This window comes from Spirosoma sp., from assembly GCF_026391055.1.
Lineage (GTDB): Bacteria > Bacteroidota > Bacteroidia > Cytophagales > Spirosomataceae > Spirosoma.
Window position 1 is genome coordinate 1 of record NZ_JAPLET010000011.1, and the last position, 18,489, is coordinate 18,489.

Here is an 18,489-nt window from a genome sequence, read left to right on the forward strand (position 1 = left end):
TGCAGAAAGAGCGGGAAATCGCCTTGCCGGATGATGTGCTGAAAAACTATCTGTCGGCCGACGAAATCGCCGATTACCGCCAACAGGACAAAGGTATCTACAGCGTCACGGTGTTTGCTCAAAAGCCCGAAGAAGCGGCCAAAGCGGCTTGCTGCCCTCCCGGTTGCTGCAACTAAATCCAATCAATCAGCCATGAAAAAAATCCTAGTGCTTTGCACGGGCAATTCCGCCCGCTCTCAATTGGCCCAAGGCTACCTGCAATATTTTGCCGGTGATCGGGCGGAAGTTCTCAGTGCCGGAGTGAACCCCAAAGGGGTGAATCCGCTGGCCGTTCAAGTGATGGCCGAAGACGGCATCGACATTTCGCATCACACCTCGAATCATGCCGACGAGTACGTGCATATTCCCTTCGATTACGTCATCACCGTTTGCGACAATGCCCGCGAGCAATGCCCGTTTTTCCCCACCGTGGGCGAACGCATTCACCAGAGCTTTCTCGATCCTGGCCACACCGCACCGGCGGACCGGCCAGGGGAAGACGCATTGACCTCCTTCCGCCGGGTGCGGGATCTGATCAAAACCTACAGTCAGGAATTCATCGCCAGCCGTTTGGGCGAAGCCGTCCCGCAATAAATGATGGCCATGCAGATCGAACCCGCGCAACTGGCCGATACTGAGGCCGTCATTGCCCTGCTAGAGCAAGGGCACCTATTGACTGAGGATTTGCCAACCGGCCTTCCTGGTTTTGTCATTGCGAAATACGAGCAAACCCCCGTTGGAGTGGCTGGTCTGGAACGATTCGGCCCGGTGGGCCTGCTGCGTTCGGTGGCGGTCGATCCGCACCACCAAGGCAAGCAGATAGCCGCCCAACTGGTCGGCCGTTTGCTGGAATCCGCCCAGGCATCCAGCCTGCAAGAAGTGTATCTCATCACCAATACAGCCGATCGCTATTTCGAGCGGCATGGCTTCCAAACCGTCAGCCGTCAGGAAGTACCTGCGGCTATCCAACAGACGCAGCAATTCAGCGAACTATGTCCGTCATCGGCCATTGTCATGAAGCGCAGCTTAAACTAAATCCGCCATGAAACCCGCATTGATTGCCCTTTTTCTTCTCGGTGGCATAGGCTTATTGGCCTTTCGCACACCCACCAATGAGCGTCCGCAATTCAAGCTCTACCCCGCTTTGGCGGAATATCTGAAGAGCGCCAAAAAAGACTTGGGTGCGATTCCCGAAACACGCCGTGCCGAGTTGGATAAAATTGCGCTTTTCATTCAGAACAAACGCATCACAGATAAAAATGCGAACCTGCTTTTCGTGAGTGGGGACAATGCCCGCCGTAGCTTGCTGGCCCAGGTATGGGCGCAGGTTGCCGCCGATTATTTGGGCGTCGAAAACGTACATGCATTTTCGGGTGGCAACATCGCTTCCACGGTTGCCCCGACGATTCAAAAAACACTGGAAAAAATTGGTTTCCAGGTCAACCCGGTGACCTTGAGCGGGCAACCGGCTTATGAATTGCGGTTCGATGAAAAGCAGCCTGCTTTGACGCTCTTCTCGAAAGTCTATACCGACCAGGCGAACCCCAAAAATAATTTCGGCCTGATTCTCACCTGCGATCCTACGGAATGCCCTGGCCCGGATGGGCCAACCGACCGCATCGCCAAATCCACGGTGCAAGGCCCCGCTTTTAAAATCACCCTGCCCTACACGCCCCCACGCACGGCGGAAGGGCAAGCCAACGAAGCCGCTGTCTATAATGCCCTGAACCGGCAGATAGCCACCGAAATGCTGTATTTGTTTAGCAACGTTCATTAACCCACGGAGCCAGGTCGGTGCATAGCCGACCTTTTTTTATATGAATCCAACTATTGTTCCCCCAGTTGACCGGCCAAAGCTTTCCTTTCTGGATAGCTACCTGACGCTGTGGATTTTCCTGGCCATGCTGATCGGTGTGGGCATCGGGTATTTCTTCCCGCAGTCGCAGAGCTTCATCAACCAATTCAATTCGGGATCGACCAATGTGCCGCTCGCCGTTGGCCTGGTGCTAATGATGTATCCACCTTTGGCAAAGGTGCGTTATGACGAGCTGCCCAAGGTATTTGCCAACACCAAAATATTGGGCCTTTCACTCGTACAAAACTGGATCGTCGGCCCTTTGCTCATGTTCGGTCTAGCGGTCATTTTCCTACCCGACAAGCCCGAATACATGACCGGCCTTATCATGATCGGCATTGCCCGATGCATTGCGATGGTGATTGTCTGGAACGACCTGGCGGGCGGTGATCGGCTGTACGCGGCTGGGCTGGTTGCCTTCAACAGCATTTTCCAAGTGCTGTTCTATTCGGTCTATGCCTGGTTGTTCATTACGGTACTACCGCCCCTGTTCGGACTGCACGGGTACGAGGTGAATATTACCATCGGCGAAGTGGCCAAGAGCGTGTTCATTTATTTGGGTGTGCCCTTCCTGGCAGGCATGTTTTCGCGGATCATTCTCACCCGTTTGAAAAGCCTTCACTGGTACGAGCAGACGTTTTTGCCTGCCATTAGTCCCATCACCCTTATCGCGCTGCTATTTACGATCGTGGTCATGTTCAGCCTGAAAGGCCAACTGATCGTGTCCATTCCGCTCGATGTGCTGCGCATCGCCATTCCCCTGACGATCTATTTTGCCATCATGTTCTTTTCGGCCTTCTATCTCTCGAAGCGAGCCGGTGCAGATTACGCGAAATCAACCTCGCTCGCTTTCACCGCAGCCGGGAATAATTTCGAGCTGGGCATCGCCGTTGCCATCGCCGTTTTCGGCATCAATTCGGGTGCTGCCTTTGCCGCTGTGGTGGGGCCACTAATCGAAGTGCCGGTGCTAATTCTGATGGTCAATTTTGCCCTGAAACAACAACACAAATTCGATCTCCACTACAAAAAGACGTTTCAAAAACACGCATGAAAATTGCCCTGTTTTCCGACATTCACGCCAACTTGCCCGCACTGGAAGCGGTGTTGGCCGACATTGACAGCCGCCAGCCTGACGCGGTGTATTGTTTAGGTGATCTAGTCGGCTACAACATTTGGCCGAACGAAGTCATCGCCACCATTCGCCAACGTGGGATTCCCACCATCGCCGGGAATTACGATTACGGCATAGGCCGCAGTAGTGACGATTGCGGATGCGCCTACCGAGAAGAAGACGAAAAGGCGATGGGCAAAGTATCCATTGCCTACACCAACAAAACCGTGGGTGATTCTGAACGGCAGTATCTACGCACTTTGCCGACCCATATTCGGGTCGAATTCGAGTTGGGCAACGATCCGGCCCACCTCTGGCAACAACAAACCCCGGTGACGTTGTTGCTGGTACATGGAAGCCCCCGACGCGTGAATGAATACCTGTTCGAGGATCGGGGCGACCGGAGTTTGGGGCGCGTGCTGGAAGGAGCCAGTGCCGACATTCTATGCTTCGGGCATACGCACAAACCCTTTCATAAAGTGGTCAGTGCCGAAGCTCCAGGCGCAGAAACTTATTGGCGTCATGCCATCAATATCGGATCGGTAGGCAAGCCAAAGGACGGCGACCCCCGCGCCTGCTATGTCATCCTGACGATTGACGAAACCGCCCGCCCTGGTTCAGCGGATGGAGTTCAAGTGGAATTCGTGCGGGTTGCCTACGATGTGGAGAAAGCCGCCCGTGCGGTCGAGGAAAGTGAATTGCCCGATCCTTACGCGGACATGCTGCGCCGTGGTTAATTACCCGAAAATAAGAAAAGCCCCAGTATTGGGGCTTTTCTTGTAGGATTGTCCCGAACTTTCGCCGAAAGATTCTCTAGTTTTACGAACGATGCTGATCCCCGTTTTAAAATCCATTTTAGTGTTTATCCTGGCGGGACTTTGCGAGATCGGAGGTGGTTACCTGGTCTGGCAATGGATGAAGGAAGGGAAACCAATCTGGTACGGTATTGTCGGCGGGATTATCCTGGCAGGCTATGGTATCGTGGCCACATTCCAACCCGCCGGATTTGGGCGCGTGTACGCCACCTACGGTGGATTCTTTATTGTCATGGCCCTGCTTTGGGCCTGGAAGGTAGATGGATTCCGCCCAGACAGATACGATATTATCGGCGCGCTCATTGCGTTAATTGGGGTATGCATCATCTATTACGCACCCCGGAATTAATTTCAAAGGCCAGCCTAACGAACGGTGCGCTTATCGAGTTTGTCGAGTTCCATCACCAGATAGACCATTTCCTTGGTTTCGACTGAATCGCCCATTTCCAGAGAAATCGGCCCTTCTTCAGGCTGAAAGGTCAGGTGGAACACTAGCCACGGGCAGCAGAGCCGCTCGAATTTGATAAATTCGGCTAGGTCGCCAATGATGGCACTATCTGTTCCCTGAAATACTAGCTCGTAGCTCTTGGTATGCTCCACGGCACGCGACACCTTTTTAAAAAGCGTCTGGTGTAATTCATTCATTCGCTTGATCTGGTCTTTGTCCGTGAGCTTGCAGGCCAGGGCGATTTTCTTTTTTAAAGCAGTTTCGGTTTCCATCGACTTAGTTGTTTTTGCTTGAGCCAAGCAGACCAGCGCGAGTAACCAGGCGAACCCAGTAAGCAGGAGTGATTTCATGGTTTTTCTGGTAAATTTAAACGGTGGAGTATAGTCCACTGTCAAGCGTTTCACCGAAAAATAATTATGCTCATCGGCATCATTTCCCAGGAATCGGGCTTTTCCCGCGACACGATCCGGTATTACGAAAAAATCGGTTTACTACGCTTGCCCAAACGAGCTAGACGAGAAAACAACTACAAGGAATATTCACCGGCTATTTTATCCCGGCTTCGGGCGATCAAGGAATTAAAGAATATTGGCTACACGCTGGCAGAAATTCAGCAGGTCATTATGTCCTATGAAACCGGTTGTCTGGACTGCCTCGCCGGTAAAGCCCAAGTGCTAGAAAAAGTCCGGCTGATCGACCAGCAAATCACTCAACTGTTAGCGATTAAACAACAGTTGTTGGAAGCCGTTGTCGATTGTCCCAATCATTGCAAAATCACCGCTATTCTGGATAATACCCTAATAGGTATTTAAGAATTTGCTTAAATAAGCAAATTGCTTAGCTTTGTTTCGAAATGGAAAATTCGTCAAACTGTGTCCGCGTTTTTGCCGATCAAGAACAGATTCGCCAATGCACCGAGAAAATAAAACAGGCCGAGCCGGTCTTTGACCGATTGGCTCAGGTGCTGAATTTGGCAGGCAATGCCAACCGGCTCAAAATTATTTACCTGCTGCAGGAAGAAAGCAATTTGTGCGTTTGCGATTTGAGCGACATTTTGGGCATGAGCATTCCCGCTGTTTCCCAGCATTTGCGCAAGCTCAAAGATGCGCAGTTGATCCAGGCTCGCAAAGTCGGCCAAACCGTTTTTTATTCCTTACGGGAAGAATCAACCGGCATCTTACATTCTCTATTAGAACACCTCGAAACGATGCAAACCACCCCTTTGTTGGCTGCTTAGTCCAGGGCAATAACGATCATAAGCTATGAAACTCGCCGGATTGACCGGGCTACTCACTGCCTTTGTTTCTTCTCTCTGTTGTACCGTCCCTTTGCTCACTTTGCTGGTGGGTGCCACTGGATCGGCTGGTGGGTGGGCTTGGCTGGAACCTTTGCGGCCTTACAGTATCGCGCTCACGGTGGGCGCGTTGGGTTGGGCCTGGTACGAACAATTAAAACCCCAAAAAACGATGGCATGTCATTGCGAAACGAAGAAAACCGCCTTTTGGCAAACCAAAACCTTTTTGGGGGTAGTAACAGGTATAGCATTGCTGCTGCTGGCTTTCCCGTCCTACTCGAACTTCCTATATCAGGATAAGAATCAAGCGACCGTGCAGCCCGCGCAGGCAGGCCCGCAACAAGTGGCGTATGTGACCATCAAAGGCATGTCCTGCGAAGGTTGTGAGCATCACATCAAGCAGGAAGTTACCAAGATCAAGGGAGTTTCGGCGGTGGATGTGTCGTACCAGAAAGGCGCGGCAACCGTGAAATACGACAGCAAAAAAACTTCCCTCGCCGACATCAAAAAAGCGGTGGATGCCACTGGCTACAAAGTCACCAGCACCAAAACGCTCTAAGGCATGACCGTCACACTCGAATCCGGGATTACCTGCCCAAATTGTGGCCACCAGGCAACGGAGATCATGCCGACTGATGCTTGCACCTATTTTTATGAATGCACCTCCTGCCACACCCTTCTAAAGCCGCTGGCGGGGGATTGTTGCGTATTCTGCTCCTACGGGTCAGCGAAGTGCCCCCCGATCCAAGAGCAAAAGAGCTGTTGCGCCTGAATGAGAAAACCCGCGAAAGCGGGTTTTCTCATTCCTCAAGTGTTCAACTATAAACGCTCGTATACATGTGAACAAAAGACGAGATTACGCTTTCTTAAGCAAGTAACCGCCCCCGATCTCACACAGGCCCGCCAGAATAAATACAAGAATGGATTTTAAAATTGCCAGCAGCATACTCCTAAAACGCTAAGGGGTTCGTTCAAAAATAGAGCTATCCATCAAGCAGTACACAAGGCTTCCGCCTAGACATCCGGCCATTCGCTTTGCTAACGATTTGGGCCGCTTTCTCCACATCCTCAGCGACGCACACGAAGTCAACGATAACCCTCATAAAGTTGCCATTTCTTTAACTAAATCAAGCGACCATATTCTTTATAGTCTACAAAATAAAATATAGACTTGTATTTGACTACCTGTTGCACAAAGCTTTGCCGTACCTTTGTGGCTGTGAAGTGGTTTACGACGATATTGTCTCTCTACCTGCTTGGTCTATCGATATGGCCTTGTGCGGATGAGGTGCAGCCTATTCCTAGGCAGGGCCATGCGACCGTGCTAGCAAAAGCTGATCGGTCTTATCCTGGTTCGTCCCATGAACACCACGATCAATGTACCCCTTTTTGTAGCTGTTCGTGTTGTGCCGCCATCGTTACGCTCTTGCCACAGTTCAGCTATAAGCTGACTGCTTCCGTGGCGATAAAACCTGTAGTGGCCACTAGCTTCCGTTATACGTCTCCTCATTGGGCAGATACGCTCTCCGCCATCTGGCAACCTCCCAAGATTACCGTCTGAACACAACTGAGTTCATGACTAATCGTGCCCGCTTTTAATCAGCGTGTGCTGCTAGTTTATGAACAGCATTTTCTTGTTACTCACTTGTTCGGATCTGATCATGCTGGATCGTATCATTCGCTTTTCCATTCAGAATAAACTCATTGTTGGGCTTTTTACGCTCGCGCTGGTTATTTGGGGTAGCTATTCGCTAACCCGCCTGCCCATAGACGCCCTGCCCGACATCACAAACAACCAGGTACAGGTCATTACCCAAAGCCCGGCCCTGTCAGCCCTGGATGTTGAGCGGCTTATTAGTTTCCCTATCGAGCAAACGATGGCCACCTTACCCGATTTGATCGAGGTACGGTCTATTTCCCGCTTCGGCCTATCGGTCGTTACCATTGTCCTCAACGATGGCGTTGATATATACCTGGCCCGTCAACAGGTCTTTGAGCGGCTACAACAGGCCCGTTCCCAGATTCCTGACGATGCCGGTACGCCCGAGTTGTCCCCGATGACCACGGGTTTGGGAGAAATCTATCAATACGTGTTACGGGCTAAACCCGGCTACGAAAAACGCTACCCGGCCATGGAATTACGATCCATCCAGGACTGGATCGTCAGGCGGCAATTACTGGGTACCAAGGGAGTCGCTGATGTCAGTAGTTTTGGTGGCTTTCTCAAGCAGTATGAAGTCGCCGTCGATCCCCAGCGTCTTCGTGCATCGGGGGTAACGATGGATGAACTTTTTACTGCCCTTCAGCGCAACAACCAGAATGCGGGGGGGGCCTACATTGACCGTCGGCCGAATGCCTATTTTATCCGGTCTGAAGGGTTGATCGGTACACTCCAGGATATTGGTAAGATTGTCGTTCACCGGACGCCCGGTGGTATTCCGGTCCTGGTTCGGGACGTAGCTCAGGTTCAGCTTGGTTCCGCCGTTCGGTATGGAGCTATGACCCGCAACGGAGAAGGGGAAGTCGTAGGCGCTATCGTGATGATGCTCAAGGGGGCTAATTCCTCCCAGGTAATTGGCAACGTCAAGGAGCGGATTGAGCAAATTAAGAAATCCTTGCCAGAAGGGGTTGAAATTCATGCCTTCCTTGACCGAACGAAGCTTGTCAACCGCGCCATTGGCACCGTGGAGAAGAACCTGATGGAAGGGGCACTCATTGTCATTTTTGTGCTGGTGCTCCTGCTAGGCAACTGGCGGGCGGGATTAGTTGTGGCTTCGGTGATTCCGCTCGCCATGCTCTTTGCCGTGTCGCTGATGAATCTGTTTGGTGTGTCAGGAAATCTGATGAGCTTGGGGGCAATTGATTTCGGTCTAATTGTGGACGGAGCGGTCATTATCGTCGAGGCAACCCTGCATCATATCGCCCTGAAAAACTATCGGCACCATTTATCCCAGGACCAAATGGATGAAGAGGTCTTTGAATCGGCCAGCCGAATTCGTTCGTCAGCGGCTTTTGGGGAGATCATCATTCTGATCGTCTATCTGCCGATCCTGGCGCTGGTTGGTATTGAAGGCAAGATGTTTCGGCCAATGGCGCAGACCGTGGCCTTCGCGATACTGGGAGCCTTCATTCTCTCCCTGACCTATGTACCCATGGCTTCAGCCCTCTTGCTCAGCAAGAAGCCAGTGCGCGAAGGAAGTAAGACGATTTCCGATCGGATTATGCACTTCTTTCACCGGGGCTACGATCCGGCCATTCGCTGGACGCTGGATCACAAAGGGCTAGTGGTTGGCTTATCGCTCGCTTTACTGGCGGGGGCACTGTTTATCTTTAGCCAGTTAGGCGGGGAATTCATCCCCCAATTAGATGAGGGGGATTTCGCCGTCGAAACCCGGGTCATGACTGGCTCTTCGCTTTCTCAGTCTAGTGATGCCTCCCTTCAGGCAGGGCGGATACTAAAAGAAAATTTTCCGGAAGTAATCGAAACCATTGGCAAAACGGGCGCGGGAGAGATTCCGACCGATCCAATGCCCATTGAAGCCACTGATCTGATGGTGATTCTAAAAGACCGGAAAGACTGGACCTCAGCCAGTAGCCGGGAAGAACTAGCCGAAAAGATGCAGGAAAAACTCAACCAGATACCCGGCGTTAGTTACGGCTTTCTACAACCCATCCAGATGCGCTTTAGTGAGTTAATCTCAGGCGTGAAGCAGGATATCGCCGTGAAATTATACGGGGAAGATCTCGGCGTGTTAGCCGATTACGCAGCCCGCATTGGGCGGGTTGTTAGTACCGTACCCGGGGCTGAAGATCTCTATGTCGAACAAGTGTCAGGCTTGCCGCAGATTGTGGTCAAGTTTGATCGGGATGCACTGGCCCGCTTTGGGTTATCCATTGAGGAGGCCAATCGGTATCTAGAAGCGGCCTTCGCGGGCTCGTCGGCAGGATTAGTCTACGAAGGCGAGCGACGGTATGATCTGGTCATTCGCTTGCAGCAGCAGAGCCGTCAGCGGCTAGAAGACGTTCAGAATTTGCTGGTAACGACGGTTGACGGTCAGAATGTCCCCTTGAGCCAAATCGCTGATGTATCGTTTCAAAACAGCATCAACCAAATTCAGCGGGAAGATGCGAAACGGCGGATTATTGTGGCCTTCAACGTGCGGGGGCGTGATATAGAAAGCGTGGTGAATGAATTACGTAGTAAGTTAGATACGCAGATTAAATTGCCGGTTGGGTATTACCTCACCTACGGCGGACAGTTTCAAAACCTTCAGGAAGCCAAAGACCGACTGAGTATCGCCGTACCGGTCGCGCTGGGTCTGATTTTTCTGCTCTTATTTTTTACGTTCGGTTCGATTCGGCAGAGTTTGCTGATTTTCTCAGCCATTCCGCTTTCCGCTATTGGCGGTATTTTCGCGCTCTGGCTTCGCGATATGCCGTTTAGTATCTCGGCTGGTGTTGGCTTTATTGCGCTGTTTGGGGTAGCAGTGCTCAACGGCATCGTGTTGATCGGTGAATTTAATCACCTTACAGCCGAAACGAATTTGAGTCTTCGGGACCGTATTCTCCAGGGGACAGCAACCCGGCTGCGTCCGGTCATGATGACCGCCCTGGTGGCCTCCCTGGGTTTTCTACCGATGGCCCTAGCAACAACAGCCGGAGCCGAAGTGCAACGGCCCTTAGCTACGGTAGTCATAGGGGGACTGGTCTCCGCTACATTGTTAACCTTACTCGTTCTTCCCTGCCTGTACTGGTGGGAACAGACCCTGTGGGGGGCGAGCTCCCAAGATAAGAAAAAGAAGGCCTTAACGCCCTCCATCTCAGGTAAGGTAGCCAGTTGGCTATTAATTGGGTTACTAGGCTTAGGTTTGGTCTTACCGGCTCAGGCTCAGGTACCCCAATTAAGCACGCAAGCAGGCGGGGCGCTGTCACTGGATGCGGCTTTGCAGCAAGCCTCCTCTAACAATGGAATAGCCCGGATCAATGCGTTGGTTATCAGTCAGCAACAGACGGGACGTCGGGCAGCCCGGGACATTGGGACGACTAACTTTTCCTGGATGGGCGGACAGTATAATGGCCCAAACTTCGACAATAATGTTGCCGTTTCGCAAAACCTACCGAATCCAAAACTGATTCGGCAGTTGGGTCGGCTGGCCGATGCCAACGTGGCGGGGAGCCAGGGACAGGCGCGCATCAGCCAGAACGGACTACGAGCCCAGGTAAAAGCCGCTTACTACGACCTATTATACCTGGTCGAACGGCGTCGGCTACTCAGGAGTCAGGACAGTCTGTTGGTGGCTTTCCGCTCAGCGACGGAACTGCGGCTCAAAACCGGCGAAGGAACCGCCGTTGAGGTGGCCACGGCAACCAATCAGTTGGGCGAATTGCGTAATTCGCTGGCCCAGACGGAAGCGGATCGACAAATTGTGATCAGTCGGCTGCAAACCCTGCTGAACAGCAACCAACCCATTACTTTATCGGATAGTACCCTGACGCGCCGGGCACTACCCGTCGTCACGGACTCCGCAACGTTGGCTCAGACGCCTGAACTGGCCTATTTACGCCAGCAAATCGAGGTAGCCTCCCGGCAAACGGACGTGGAACAGGCTCGGCTATTGCCCAGCTTTACCGTGGGTTATTTTAATCAGTCGCTCATCGGTACGTATACTGTTAACAACCAAGAAGTGACGTATGGGGGCGGCAAGCGGTTCCAGGGAGTGACCGCAGGCGTAGCCGTTCCGCTGTTTACCAAACCCCAGCGCGCCCGCATTGAAGTGGCCCGGCTCGGTCAACAAGTAAGCGAAGCCACGCTGGCCCTCTCGCAGCGCAATTTGCAGGGTGAGCTAACCACGACCATTCAGGAAATCCGCAAGTTGCAAAGCAGTCTGACCTATTACGAGCAAACCGGTTTGCCAACTGCCCGGCTGCTGGCGGACAAAGCGGGCGTAGCCTTTCGGGCTGGTGAGATTGCCTATCTCCAGTACTCGCTGGCTCTTTCGCAGGCGTACCAGACCCGCGCTAGCTACGTCGATGTGCTGGCTCAGTACAATCAATCCATCATTCGTCTGGAGCAAATTCTGGGCTTACCCTAATATCGTATCATGAAACGAATCCTTTTGAGTGTCGGTCTTTTGTGGCTGACGATTGCCTGTCGTGAATCCACGGAAAAAGAAACGACCAGTGAAGCGGAAACGAAACCCGCTGCCAAACAAGCTGGCCACGAGGAAGGGCCTGCTGACGTTGTAGAACTCTCCACCGATCAACTACGCATCGGGGCGATTGGCTTAGGCAGCGTCGAGTATCGTAATTTGGGTCAGTTGCTTCAGCTAAACGGTCGGTTGGCCGTGCCTGCTCAGAGCCAGGTGGCTATTACCGCGCTGCAAGGTGGTTTCGTGCGGAGCTTGCCCCTCTTACCCGGTCAGCCGGTGCGGAAGGGCCAGCTAATTGCCCGCATTGAAAACCCGGATTTGGTGGCCATCCAGCAGGAGTACGCCGAGAATCATAGCCGCCTAACGTATCTGGATGCGGAATATGCCCGGCAGAAAGAATTGAGCGAGCAAAACGTGAGTGCCTTGAAAGTGTTTCAGCAAACATCCGCCGAGCGCAACCAAATCCGTTCCCGGCTGGGTGGCCTGGCGCATCGGCTTAAATTGGTTGGCTTGTCTCCACAGGCTGCTCTGGGTGGTAAATTCAGTTCGTACTATGCCGTAACCGCCCCCCTGGATGGGGTGATCACCGAGGTCGCTGTGACCGTCGGCCAATACGTTCAACCCGCCGATATGATGGCACGACTGACGAGTAGTCAGGGCTTATACGCTGAATTGACCGTGTTCGAAAAGGACCTGCCCCAGATTCGGGAGGGCCAACGGGTGAGCCTGCGGCTTAACAACGAGCCCAGTAAAGAGCGGTCGGGTCGAATCACGTTTATTAACCGGTCTATTGAGGCCGACCGCTCGGTGCGGGTGGTAGCAAGGCTCGATCAGCCGGATACCCGATTAGCGCCCAATACGTTTCTAAAGGCTAGCCTGGATGTAGGCGATAGCCGGGTAACGGCGCTGCCCGAAAAAGCCATCGTATCCGCCGAGGGCAAGGATTATATCTTTATTGTGACGGATGAAAAAGCCCCTGAAGAACACGAGCATGAAGAAGGGGAGGCTAACCACTCGGCAAAGGAAGAGCACGATCACAAAGCCGGTGAAACCGAACAGCATGGCACTGCTTTCAAGCAAATCCCCGTACGCCGTGGGGTGACGGAAGGCGGCTACTCACAGGTCACCCTCCCGGCTTCGCTCGACCTTAAAAAGGCTAAGGTGGTTATCAATGGCGCTTATGCGGTGCTCTCGCAGCTTCAGGCGGCAGGTGGTGAAGAAGAAGGGCATGCTCACTAACTCAAAATCAATGGAATCTCTATTGTTAACACCCGAGAATAACGCCCTGCATCTTCGTGCCCGCGATGGCATTTCGTCCGTGCAAATTAATTACCTAGTCCTGGAAACGGGTCAGCCCTTTAGCCACTATCCAACCTTGGTAATGACAGTTATTGACGAGGATAATCTGGTGTTATGGAGCAACAGGTTACAGACCTTTTATCAATCCCAAAACGCTACCGAAGCTCGGATCGAGCAGTCGTTTGCGATTTGGGATCAGCTGACTATAACGCTATCGGATACTAGCCAACAACCCGACCGTCCTGATTATCTCATTCGACTCTATTATACCCTCAATACCGAGAGTATACCTCAATAATTAGTAATCAACTCCTCATGACCCCCCTTTTCCAACAGATTATTACGTATGCGCTGCTACCAACTCTGGCCCTGACAGGCGGTGGCCTATTAGCCTTGTCCGTTCGATTCGGGATGCAGGCGCGTTCAGCTATTCTGCATTTCGCAGCTGGAGTCGTTTTTTCGGTTGTTGCGGTCGAAATACTACCGGATGTCGTTCGGTTACATGATCCGTGGCTAACCGTCTTGGGTTTCAGTCTGGGAATTGGATTAATGTTACTGATTCGCAGGCTTACTGAATCGCCGAAAAAAGCGTCTTCTGAAGGTGAACCGCCCACAGGTACTCTATCAAATCAGCAAGGGGGCGTGTTTCCAGTAGCCTTTCTACTGGCTATTGGTGTAGATCTGTTTATTGACGGCCTGCTGCTGGGTATTGGCTTTGCGGCAGGTGCTAAAGAGGGAATTCTGTTGGCTCTGGCGCTGGGGGTTGAGGTACTGTCATTAGGACTGGCTACGGCAACTTCACTCACCGATGAAGGGGTTTCTCGCGCCCGAATCATTCGTCTATTGCTGAGTTTATCGGCCTTGTTTTTTGCCAGTACTGTGGGGGGAGCCACGTTGCTGCACAATCTTCCCGAAACGGGGCTAGACATTGTCCTCTCATTTGGGCTGGCTGCACTATTATTTTTAGTCACAGAGGAATTGCTGGTTGAAGCCCATGAAGGGCCGGAAAAGCCGTGGCTGACGGCTACGTTCTTCGCTGGGTTCTTGTTGTTTTTAATTTTGGGTATGATCGCTTGACCGCCAGGTGTTAGCTATAGAACCAACAAGAGATATAAAGCAATAGCCTCCTGGTCCAATTACAGTATGTCATGACGAAAAACAACAAACGCCACCGACTAGTCTTGAGCGCCTTTCACCGGTCGCTAATTGCCCTGGGCGTTGGTATCGCGGTTTGGCTGGTAACCAATGGATGGTTTAACTGGCAGACTCGCTTGCTACTTATATGTCTAGCCTACGCATTGACCATACTAGGCTTCGTCTGGTTCATCATTGGGTGGACGAACGCCCAACAAATGGCGCAACGGGAAGATAATAGTCGGGCTGTCATTTTTAGCTTTACCATTGGTGCCGCCTTGTTAAGCCTATTTGCTGTGATCGTGCTACTGGGCTCGATAAAAGGGTTATCTTCAGCCGAATCAGCCCGCCATGTTGTGTTGTCGGCTCTGACGGTAGGGAGTGCCTGGACGCTTATTCACAGCATTTTTACCCTGCATTACGCCCATCTGTATTTTTATGATGCTGATGACAGACGCCAGGTAGGTGGTTTGACCTTTCCGGGTACAGCGTCACCTAATTACCTGGACTTCGCCTACTTTTCGTTTGTAGTCGGCATGACTTGTCAGGTTTCCGATGTTTCAGTCACCTCCAGCCGGGTACGTCGAATCACACTGCTTCATGGAGTACTGTCATTTGCCTTTAATACAATCATCATTGCCTTCAGCATCAATGCGATAGCCAGCCTGCTATAGAAAATACGTAATCGGTATGACTCATCAAGCCCTTATCCAGCAAGAACTTCAACAGGCCCAGTCGGTGCTGACTACGTTCATAGCTAATCCCGCTAACTTACTGGCTATTGAAGCGAGTGCGCACTTGATGGCCGATGCGCTGCGCACAGGCCATAAAATTATAGCCTGTGGAAACGGGGGCTCTCACTGTGATGCGATGCATTTTGCGGAGGAACTCTCCGGTCGATACCGGAATGACCGACCATCTCTGGCGGGTCTGGCTATTTCGGATACAAGTTACATGACCTGTGTGAGTAATGATTATGGGTACGAATTTGTGTTTTCCCGCTTCATCGAAGGCTTGGGCCGTAATGGCGATGTGCTACTGGGCATTAGTACAAGCGGCAATTCGGCCAATGTGATTCGCGCTGTAGAAGCCGCCCGGACGCAGGGGATGGTAGTCGTTCTGCTGACGGGCAACGACGGGGGAAAGCTTGCCGGACAAGCGGACGTGGAAATACGTGTTTCTCATGTAGGCTATGCGGACCGAATTCAGGAAATACACGGTAAAGTCATCCATATCCTGATTCAATTGATTGAAACCTTAGTCAATTAAGTGGGGTGTAATCTTCGTAGTAGCTCGTTTGAGCACTTGCGAAGACTAACCCATGCAAGGATTGCCAGTTATAACAACGTGTCCTTATAATCGACGATCAGATTCAGTCAATTAATGTTATTTTATTGGTCCGTTACCAAGATTAAACTACAGCCTATAATGGTTCATACAATTCGTACGCTACAAGCTATTTTTGGCTTAGCTATTCTAGTCATTTTCTTGGGATGGTGTCTCTGGCGTTTAGCTGGTTGGACTGGCCTGATTAGCATTAAGCAAAAGAAGCATAAACAAGTAAAAGAGCCCCTGAATGACTCGATTGCAAACCGTCAGAAAACAGCACCGATCAATATTTCCAAGAAAGCCTACTATAGTGCGAAGCGGAATAAGTGAGCTGTTGGTAGCTCGAAATTAACCGACCTTACTCAATAATGAATGATCTACTTGTAGGAAGTTTAACGCTTAGTTTGTTACACGCCCTGATTCCCAGTCACTGGCTGCCTTTTGTGACCATCAGTAAAGCCGAACATTGGAGTGGACGGCAGACCCTGTTGGTGACAGCTCTGGCGGGACTCGCCCACACGCTCAGCACCACGTTGCTGGGTGTACTGGTCAGTCTGGCCGGTTGGCAGCTGGCGGCAAACTACCATGATCTCTCGGAGCGGGCCATTCCGTTGTTGCTGCTAGCCCTAGGGCTATGGTATCTGATGCAGCATCTGCGGCATCGACACGTTCATGACCACATTGATGCGGGAGCAACCCGGAAAGCTCGTTCGTTTGGCATGTTACTTCTATCACTGGGTGTCGCCATGTTCCTGTCTCCCTGCCTGGAAATCGAAACGTATTTTCTGAGTGCAGGGGCTAAGGGCTGGCAAGCCGTCCTACAGGTTGCCCTGATCTACAATGTAATTACTTTATCTGGAATGCTGTTGATGGTGAGCATTGGACGAGGGGGACTAAGTCGGATAAATTCCCATTGGTTCGAACATAACGAGAATCTACTTACTGGCCTGACACTGGTCGGGCTGGCGGTTATAAACTTTTTTATTGAATTTTAACAACTATGGCAGACGATCATACTCATAATCACGACGATCATGACCACGACGATGTGGATCTGATTGAAGAGGGAACAACCCCGGTAGCGGATGCCGCCCCGGCAAAAAAAGGGCCGGAGCAAACCTGGCGAACGTATGCGCCGGTCATCATTAGCCTGGTTCTTTTATTAGGTGGTATTGCGCTGGATCATTTCGCTAAAACCGGCTCGTCCTTCCAGTGGTTCAAAGACCCAATTCGGTTTATCTGGTATGTTATTTCGTATTTGCCCGTTGGGTGGCCCGTGCTGAAGCGGGCCTGGAAAGGAATTGTGAGTGGGAATGTATTCACCGAATTCTTTTTAATGGGCGTCGCAACGCTAGGTGCTTTTGGTATTCGCGAATATCCGGAAGGCGTTGCCGTCATGTTATTTTATACAATCGGTGAGTTGTTTCAGGATGCCGCCGTACTCCGGGCACGCCGTTCGATTAAAGCGCTGCTGGATGTACGACCCGATGAAGTGACGGTATTGCGTAATGGACAAGCACAAACGGTGAAAGCGGCTTCAGTTGCCATAGGGGACGTCGTGCAAGTGAAACCCGGCGAAAAAGTTGGTTTAGATGGCACCATGCGTTCCGATAGTGGCTCGTTTGATACAGCCGCTTTGACGGGCGAAAGCGTTCCCCGAACCATTCATGAGGGAGAAGCGATCCTCGCTGGGATGATTAATCGACAGTCCCTGGTCGAAATGGATGTGACCACGCTCTATCAAGACTCCAAACTGTCCCGAATTCTTAAACTCGTGCAGCAAGCTACTGGGCGCAAAGCCCAAACGCAGGAGTTTATTGCCCGATTTGCTAAAATCTACACGCCAGCCATCTGCGGCTTAGCGCTGCTGATTACATTCATCCCGTATTTTTTTGTGGCCGATTATCAATTCCGCGACTGGCTCTATCGGGGACTTGTCTTCCTGGTCATCGGTTGTCCCTGTGCCTTGGTGATTTCCATTCCGCTTGGTTATTTTGGCGGTATCGGGGCTGGTTCCAAGCAGGGAATTTTGTTCAAAGGCTCGGTATTTTTGGATTTAATGACGCAGCTCAAAGTGGTTGTGATGGACAAAACAGGAACACTGACGAAGGGTGTCTTCAAGGTACAGGAAGTTAAGCCGGTTGGCATTGATGCAACAGAATTAACCCAGCTGACGGCCGCTTTAGAAAGCAAATCAACGCACCCGGTAGCTACCGCCATCTTAGAGCACGCCCGAATCCAGGTCGGGGAAAAAGGCCATGAATCCGTTTCGGTTGAGGGCGTCGAAGAAATCGCCGGGCATGGCCTGAAAGGTCGGGTGGATGGAAAAGAGATGCTAGCCGGGAATGCGAAGTTACTCCAGAAATTCGGTGTAGCCTTCGATGAAGCACTAACCCAGATTCCGTATACCATCATTATGACGGCGTTGAACGGACAATTTGCTGGTTATTTCACGATTGCGGATGAGCTCAAAGCGGACGCAGCGGAAGCGGTCAAGCGGTTGAAACAGGATGGTATTCGTACGGTCATGCTATCGGGGGATAAATCAGCGGTTGTTGAGGCTGTTGCCAAACAGGTCGGCGTAGACGAGTGGCACGGTGATTTGTTGCCTGAAGATAAAGTTCGGCAGGTCGAGCGGTTAAAAAGCGAACAGGCCACTAACCCTAAAGCGAAGCTGGCCTTCGTCGGCGACGGGGTAAATGACGCACCGGTAGTGGCGCTCGCCGACGTAGGTATGGCGATGGGTGGTTTGGGATCGGATGCCACGATTGAAACGGCGGATGTCATTATTCAAAATGACGAACCCGCCAAGATTGCTACGGCGGTTGAGATTGGGCGGGCCACCCGCCGAATCGTCTGGCAGAACATTACGCTCTCGCTAGTGGTCAAAGCCATAGTCCTGGTGCTGGGCGCGGGTGGCCTAGCCACCATGTGGGAAGCCGTTTTTGCCGATGTGGGCGTAGCGATGCTGGCCATCCTGAACGCCGTACGGGTGCAGAATCTCAAATTTAAGTAA

Annotated in this window: 22 protein-coding genes; 20 read left to right on the forward strand and 2 right to left on the reverse strand. The window is 51.8% G+C overall.

The features are described from left to right. The first annotated feature begins 192 nt into the window (after positions 1 to 192). The 6 genes from NT073_RS04050 to NT073_RS04075 all read left to right on the forward strand — a co-directional run bounded on the left by NT073_RS04050 (position 193) and on the right by NT073_RS04075 (position 4,169). Positions 193 to 633 carry an arsenate reductase ArsC gene (locus tag NT073_RS04050; RefSeq protein ID WP_119671825.1) on the forward strand — a complete coding sequence of 147 codons (441 nt, stop codon included), beginning with the start codon at positions 193 to 195 and terminating at the stop codon, positions 631 to 633. A 9-nt stretch (positions 634 to 642) separates the two neighbouring features. Beyond that, a complete protein-coding gene (gene arsN2 / locus NT073_RS04055; protein WP_297369198.1) occupies positions 643 to 1,074 on the forward strand; it encodes an arsenic resistance N-acetyltransferase ArsN2 in 432 nt (143 codons plus the stop codon). 7 nt (positions 1,075 to 1,081) lie between these two features. Further along, positions 1,082 to 1,816, forward strand: a complete 735-nt coding sequence (locus tag NT073_RS04060) for a hypothetical protein (RefSeq protein ID WP_297369201.1) — start codon at positions 1,082 to 1,084, stop codon at positions 1,814 to 1,816. Between the two features lie 40 nt (positions 1,817 to 1,856). Further along, positions 1,857 to 2,945, forward strand: a complete 1,089-nt coding sequence (gene arsB, locus NT073_RS04065; RefSeq protein WP_297369204.1) for an ACR3 family arsenite efflux transporter — start codon at positions 1,857 to 1,859, stop codon at positions 2,943 to 2,945. Next, complete coding sequence (locus NT073_RS04070) at positions 2,942 to 3,742, forward strand: metallophosphoesterase family protein (RefSeq protein WP_297369206.1); 801 nt, start codon at positions 2,942 to 2,944, stop codon at positions 3,740 to 3,742. The genes arsB and NT073_RS04070 overlap by 4 nt, the downstream gene beginning before the upstream one ends. Before the next feature lie 91 nt (positions 3,743 to 3,833). Further along, positions 3,834 to 4,169, forward strand: coding sequence for a YnfA family protein (locus NT073_RS04075; RefSeq protein WP_199736863.1), 336 nt, complete (start codon positions 3,834 to 3,836; stop codon positions 4,167 to 4,169). Positions 4,170 to 4,183: 14 nt separating this feature from the next. Here NT073_RS04075 and NT073_RS04080 read toward each other — a convergent pair whose 3' ends face one another. Next, positions 4,184 to 4,618: a hypothetical protein gene (locus NT073_RS04080; RefSeq protein WP_297369210.1), complete on the reverse strand. Its 435-nt coding sequence runs from the start codon at positions 4,616 to 4,618 to the stop codon at positions 4,184 to 4,186. A gap of 66 nt (positions 4,619 to 4,684) precedes the next feature. On the opposite strand from NT073_RS04080, the gene NT073_RS04085 reads away from it, so the two are divergent. The 4 genes from NT073_RS04085 to NT073_RS04100 are packed head-to-tail and all read left to right on the forward strand — an operon-like array spanning position 4,685 to position 6,334. Beyond that, complete coding sequence (locus NT073_RS04085; protein ID WP_297369213.1) at positions 4,685 to 5,080, forward strand: MerR family transcriptional regulator; 396 nt, start codon at positions 4,685 to 4,687, stop codon at positions 5,078 to 5,080. A gap of 41 nt (positions 5,081 to 5,121) precedes the next feature. Next, positions 5,122 to 5,505, forward strand: a complete 384-nt coding sequence (locus NT073_RS04090; protein WP_119671832.1) for a metalloregulator ArsR/SmtB family transcription factor — start codon at positions 5,122 to 5,124, stop codon at positions 5,503 to 5,505. Between the two features lie 25 nt (positions 5,506 to 5,530). Beyond that, entirely contained in the window at positions 5,531 to 6,121 is a 591-nt protein-coding gene (gene merTP, locus NT073_RS04095) for a mercuric transport protein MerTP (protein WP_297369217.1), read from the forward strand. Between the two features lie 3 nt (positions 6,122 to 6,124). Then, positions 6,125 to 6,334 (forward strand): GDCCVxC domain-containing (seleno)protein, encoded by a 210-nt coding sequence (locus tag NT073_RS04100; protein ID WP_297369220.1) that lies wholly within the window; start codon positions 6,125 to 6,127, stop codon positions 6,332 to 6,334. A gap of 84 nt (positions 6,335 to 6,418) precedes the next feature. Here NT073_RS04100 and NT073_RS33285 read toward each other — a convergent pair whose 3' ends face one another. After that, entirely contained in the window at positions 6,419 to 6,508 is a 90-nt protein-coding gene (locus NT073_RS33285; RefSeq protein ID WP_366107222.1) for a hypothetical protein, read from the reverse strand. Positions 6,509 to 6,781: 273 nt separating this feature from the next. Here NT073_RS33285 and NT073_RS33290 point away from each other — a divergent pair, with 273 nt between their 5' ends. The 10 genes from NT073_RS33290 (at position 6,782) to NT073_RS04145 (ending at position 18,489) form a co-directional block, all read left to right on the forward strand. Continuing rightward, entirely contained in the window at positions 6,782 to 7,123 is a 342-nt protein-coding gene (locus tag NT073_RS33290; RefSeq protein ID WP_366107223.1) for a DUF6660 family protein, read from the forward strand. Positions 7,124 to 7,223: 100 nt separating this feature from the next. Further along, on the forward strand, positions 7,224 to 11,654 hold the full coding sequence (locus tag NT073_RS04105; RefSeq protein WP_297369223.1) for a CusA/CzcA family heavy metal efflux RND transporter: 4,431 nt from the start codon (positions 7,224 to 7,226) through the stop codon (positions 11,652 to 11,654). A 9-nt stretch (positions 11,655 to 11,663) separates the two neighbouring features. Then, entirely contained in the window at positions 11,664 to 12,950 is a 1,287-nt protein-coding gene (locus NT073_RS04110; RefSeq protein ID WP_297369225.1) for an efflux RND transporter periplasmic adaptor subunit, read from the forward strand. 10 nt (positions 12,951 to 12,960) lie between these two features. Then, positions 12,961 to 13,308 (forward strand): hypothetical protein, encoded by a 348-nt coding sequence (locus NT073_RS04115; RefSeq protein ID WP_297369228.1) that lies wholly within the window; start codon positions 12,961 to 12,963, stop codon positions 13,306 to 13,308. Between the two features lie 17 nt (positions 13,309 to 13,325). After that, a complete protein-coding gene (locus NT073_RS04120) occupies positions 13,326 to 14,087 on the forward strand; it encodes a transporter (RefSeq protein ID WP_297369230.1) in 762 nt (253 codons plus the stop codon). Positions 14,088 to 14,158: 71 nt separating this feature from the next. Continuing rightward, complete coding sequence (locus tag NT073_RS04125) at positions 14,159 to 14,818, forward strand: DUF1345 domain-containing protein (RefSeq protein ID WP_297369233.1); 660 nt, start codon at positions 14,159 to 14,161, stop codon at positions 14,816 to 14,818. Between the two features lie 16 nt (positions 14,819 to 14,834). Further along, positions 14,835 to 15,413, forward strand: coding sequence for a D-sedoheptulose 7-phosphate isomerase (gene lpcA, locus NT073_RS04130; RefSeq protein ID WP_297369237.1), 579 nt, complete (start codon positions 14,835 to 14,837; stop codon positions 15,411 to 15,413). 159 nt (positions 15,414 to 15,572) lie between these two features. Beyond that, entirely contained in the window at positions 15,573 to 15,803 is a 231-nt protein-coding gene (locus NT073_RS04135) for a hypothetical protein (RefSeq protein WP_297369240.1), read from the forward strand. A gap of 38 nt (positions 15,804 to 15,841) precedes the next feature. Then, positions 15,842 to 16,468, forward strand: a complete 627-nt coding sequence (locus NT073_RS04140; RefSeq protein WP_297369242.1) for a hypothetical protein — start codon at positions 15,842 to 15,844, stop codon at positions 16,466 to 16,468. Between the two features lie 5 nt (positions 16,469 to 16,473). Continuing rightward, entirely contained in the window at positions 16,474 to 18,489 is a 2,016-nt protein-coding gene (locus NT073_RS04145; protein WP_297369245.1) for a heavy metal translocating P-type ATPase, read from the forward strand.

Coding starts and splice junctions, on each gene's coding strand:
- arsB (WP_297369204.1), top strand. CDS start 1,857: ATGAATCCAACTATTGTTCCCCCAGTTGACCGGCCAAAGCTTTCCTTT.
- NT073_RS04135 (WP_297369240.1), top strand. CDS start 15,573: ATGGTTCATACAATTCGTACGCTACAAGCTATTTTTGGCTTAGCTATT.
- NT073_RS04125 (WP_297369233.1), top strand. CDS start 14,159: ATGACGAAAAACAACAAACGCCACCGACTAGTCTTGAGCGCCTTTCAC.
- NT073_RS04120 (WP_297369230.1), top strand. CDS start 13,326: ATGACCCCCCTTTTCCAACAGATTATTACGTATGCGCTGCTACCAACT.
- NT073_RS04145 (WP_297369245.1), top strand. CDS start 16,474: ATGGCAGACGATCATACTCATAATCACGACGATCATGACCACGACGAT.
- merTP (WP_297369217.1), top strand. CDS start 5,531: ATGAAACTCGCCGGATTGACCGGGCTACTCACTGCCTTTGTTTCTTCT.
- NT073_RS33285 (WP_366107222.1), bottom strand. CDS start 6,508: ATGCTGCTGGCAATTTTAAAATCCATTCTTGTATTTATTCTGGCGGGC.
- NT073_RS04115 (WP_297369228.1), top strand. CDS start 12,961: ATGGAATCTCTATTGTTAACACCCGAGAATAACGCCCTGCATCTTCGT.
- NT073_RS04140 (WP_297369242.1), top strand. CDS start 15,842: ATGAATGATCTACTTGTAGGAAGTTTAACGCTTAGTTTGTTACACGCC.
- NT073_RS04105 (WP_297369223.1), top strand. CDS start 7,224: ATGCTGGATCGTATCATTCGCTTTTCCATTCAGAATAAACTCATTGTT.
- NT073_RS04075 (WP_199736863.1), top strand. CDS start 3,834: ATGCTGATCCCCGTTTTAAAATCCATTTTAGTGTTTATCCTGGCGGGA.
- NT073_RS04110 (WP_297369225.1), top strand. CDS start 11,664: ATGAAACGAATCCTTTTGAGTGTCGGTCTTTTGTGGCTGACGATTGCC.
- NT073_RS04050 (WP_119671825.1), top strand. CDS start 193: ATGAAAAAAATCCTAGTGCTTTGCACGGGCAATTCCGCCCGCTCTCAA.
- NT073_RS04060 (WP_297369201.1), top strand. CDS start 1,082: ATGAAACCCGCATTGATTGCCCTTTTTCTTCTCGGTGGCATAGGCTTA.
- lpcA (WP_297369237.1), top strand. CDS start 14,835: ATGACTCATCAAGCCCTTATCCAGCAAGAACTTCAACAGGCCCAGTCG.
- NT073_RS04085 (WP_297369213.1), top strand. CDS start 4,685: ATGCTCATCGGCATCATTTCCCAGGAATCGGGCTTTTCCCGCGACACG.
- NT073_RS04080 (WP_297369210.1), bottom strand. CDS start 4,618: ATGAAATCACTCCTGCTTACTGGGTTCGCCTGGTTACTCGCGCTGGTC.
- NT073_RS04100 (WP_297369220.1), top strand. CDS start 6,125: ATGACCGTCACACTCGAATCCGGGATTACCTGCCCAAATTGTGGCCAC.
- NT073_RS04070 (WP_297369206.1), top strand. CDS start 2,942: ATGAAAATTGCCCTGTTTTCCGACATTCACGCCAACTTGCCCGCACTG.
- NT073_RS04090 (WP_119671832.1), top strand. CDS start 5,122: ATGGAAAATTCGTCAAACTGTGTCCGCGTTTTTGCCGATCAAGAACAG.
- arsN2 (WP_297369198.1), top strand. CDS start 643: ATGCAGATCGAACCCGCGCAACTGGCCGATACTGAGGCCGTCATTGCC.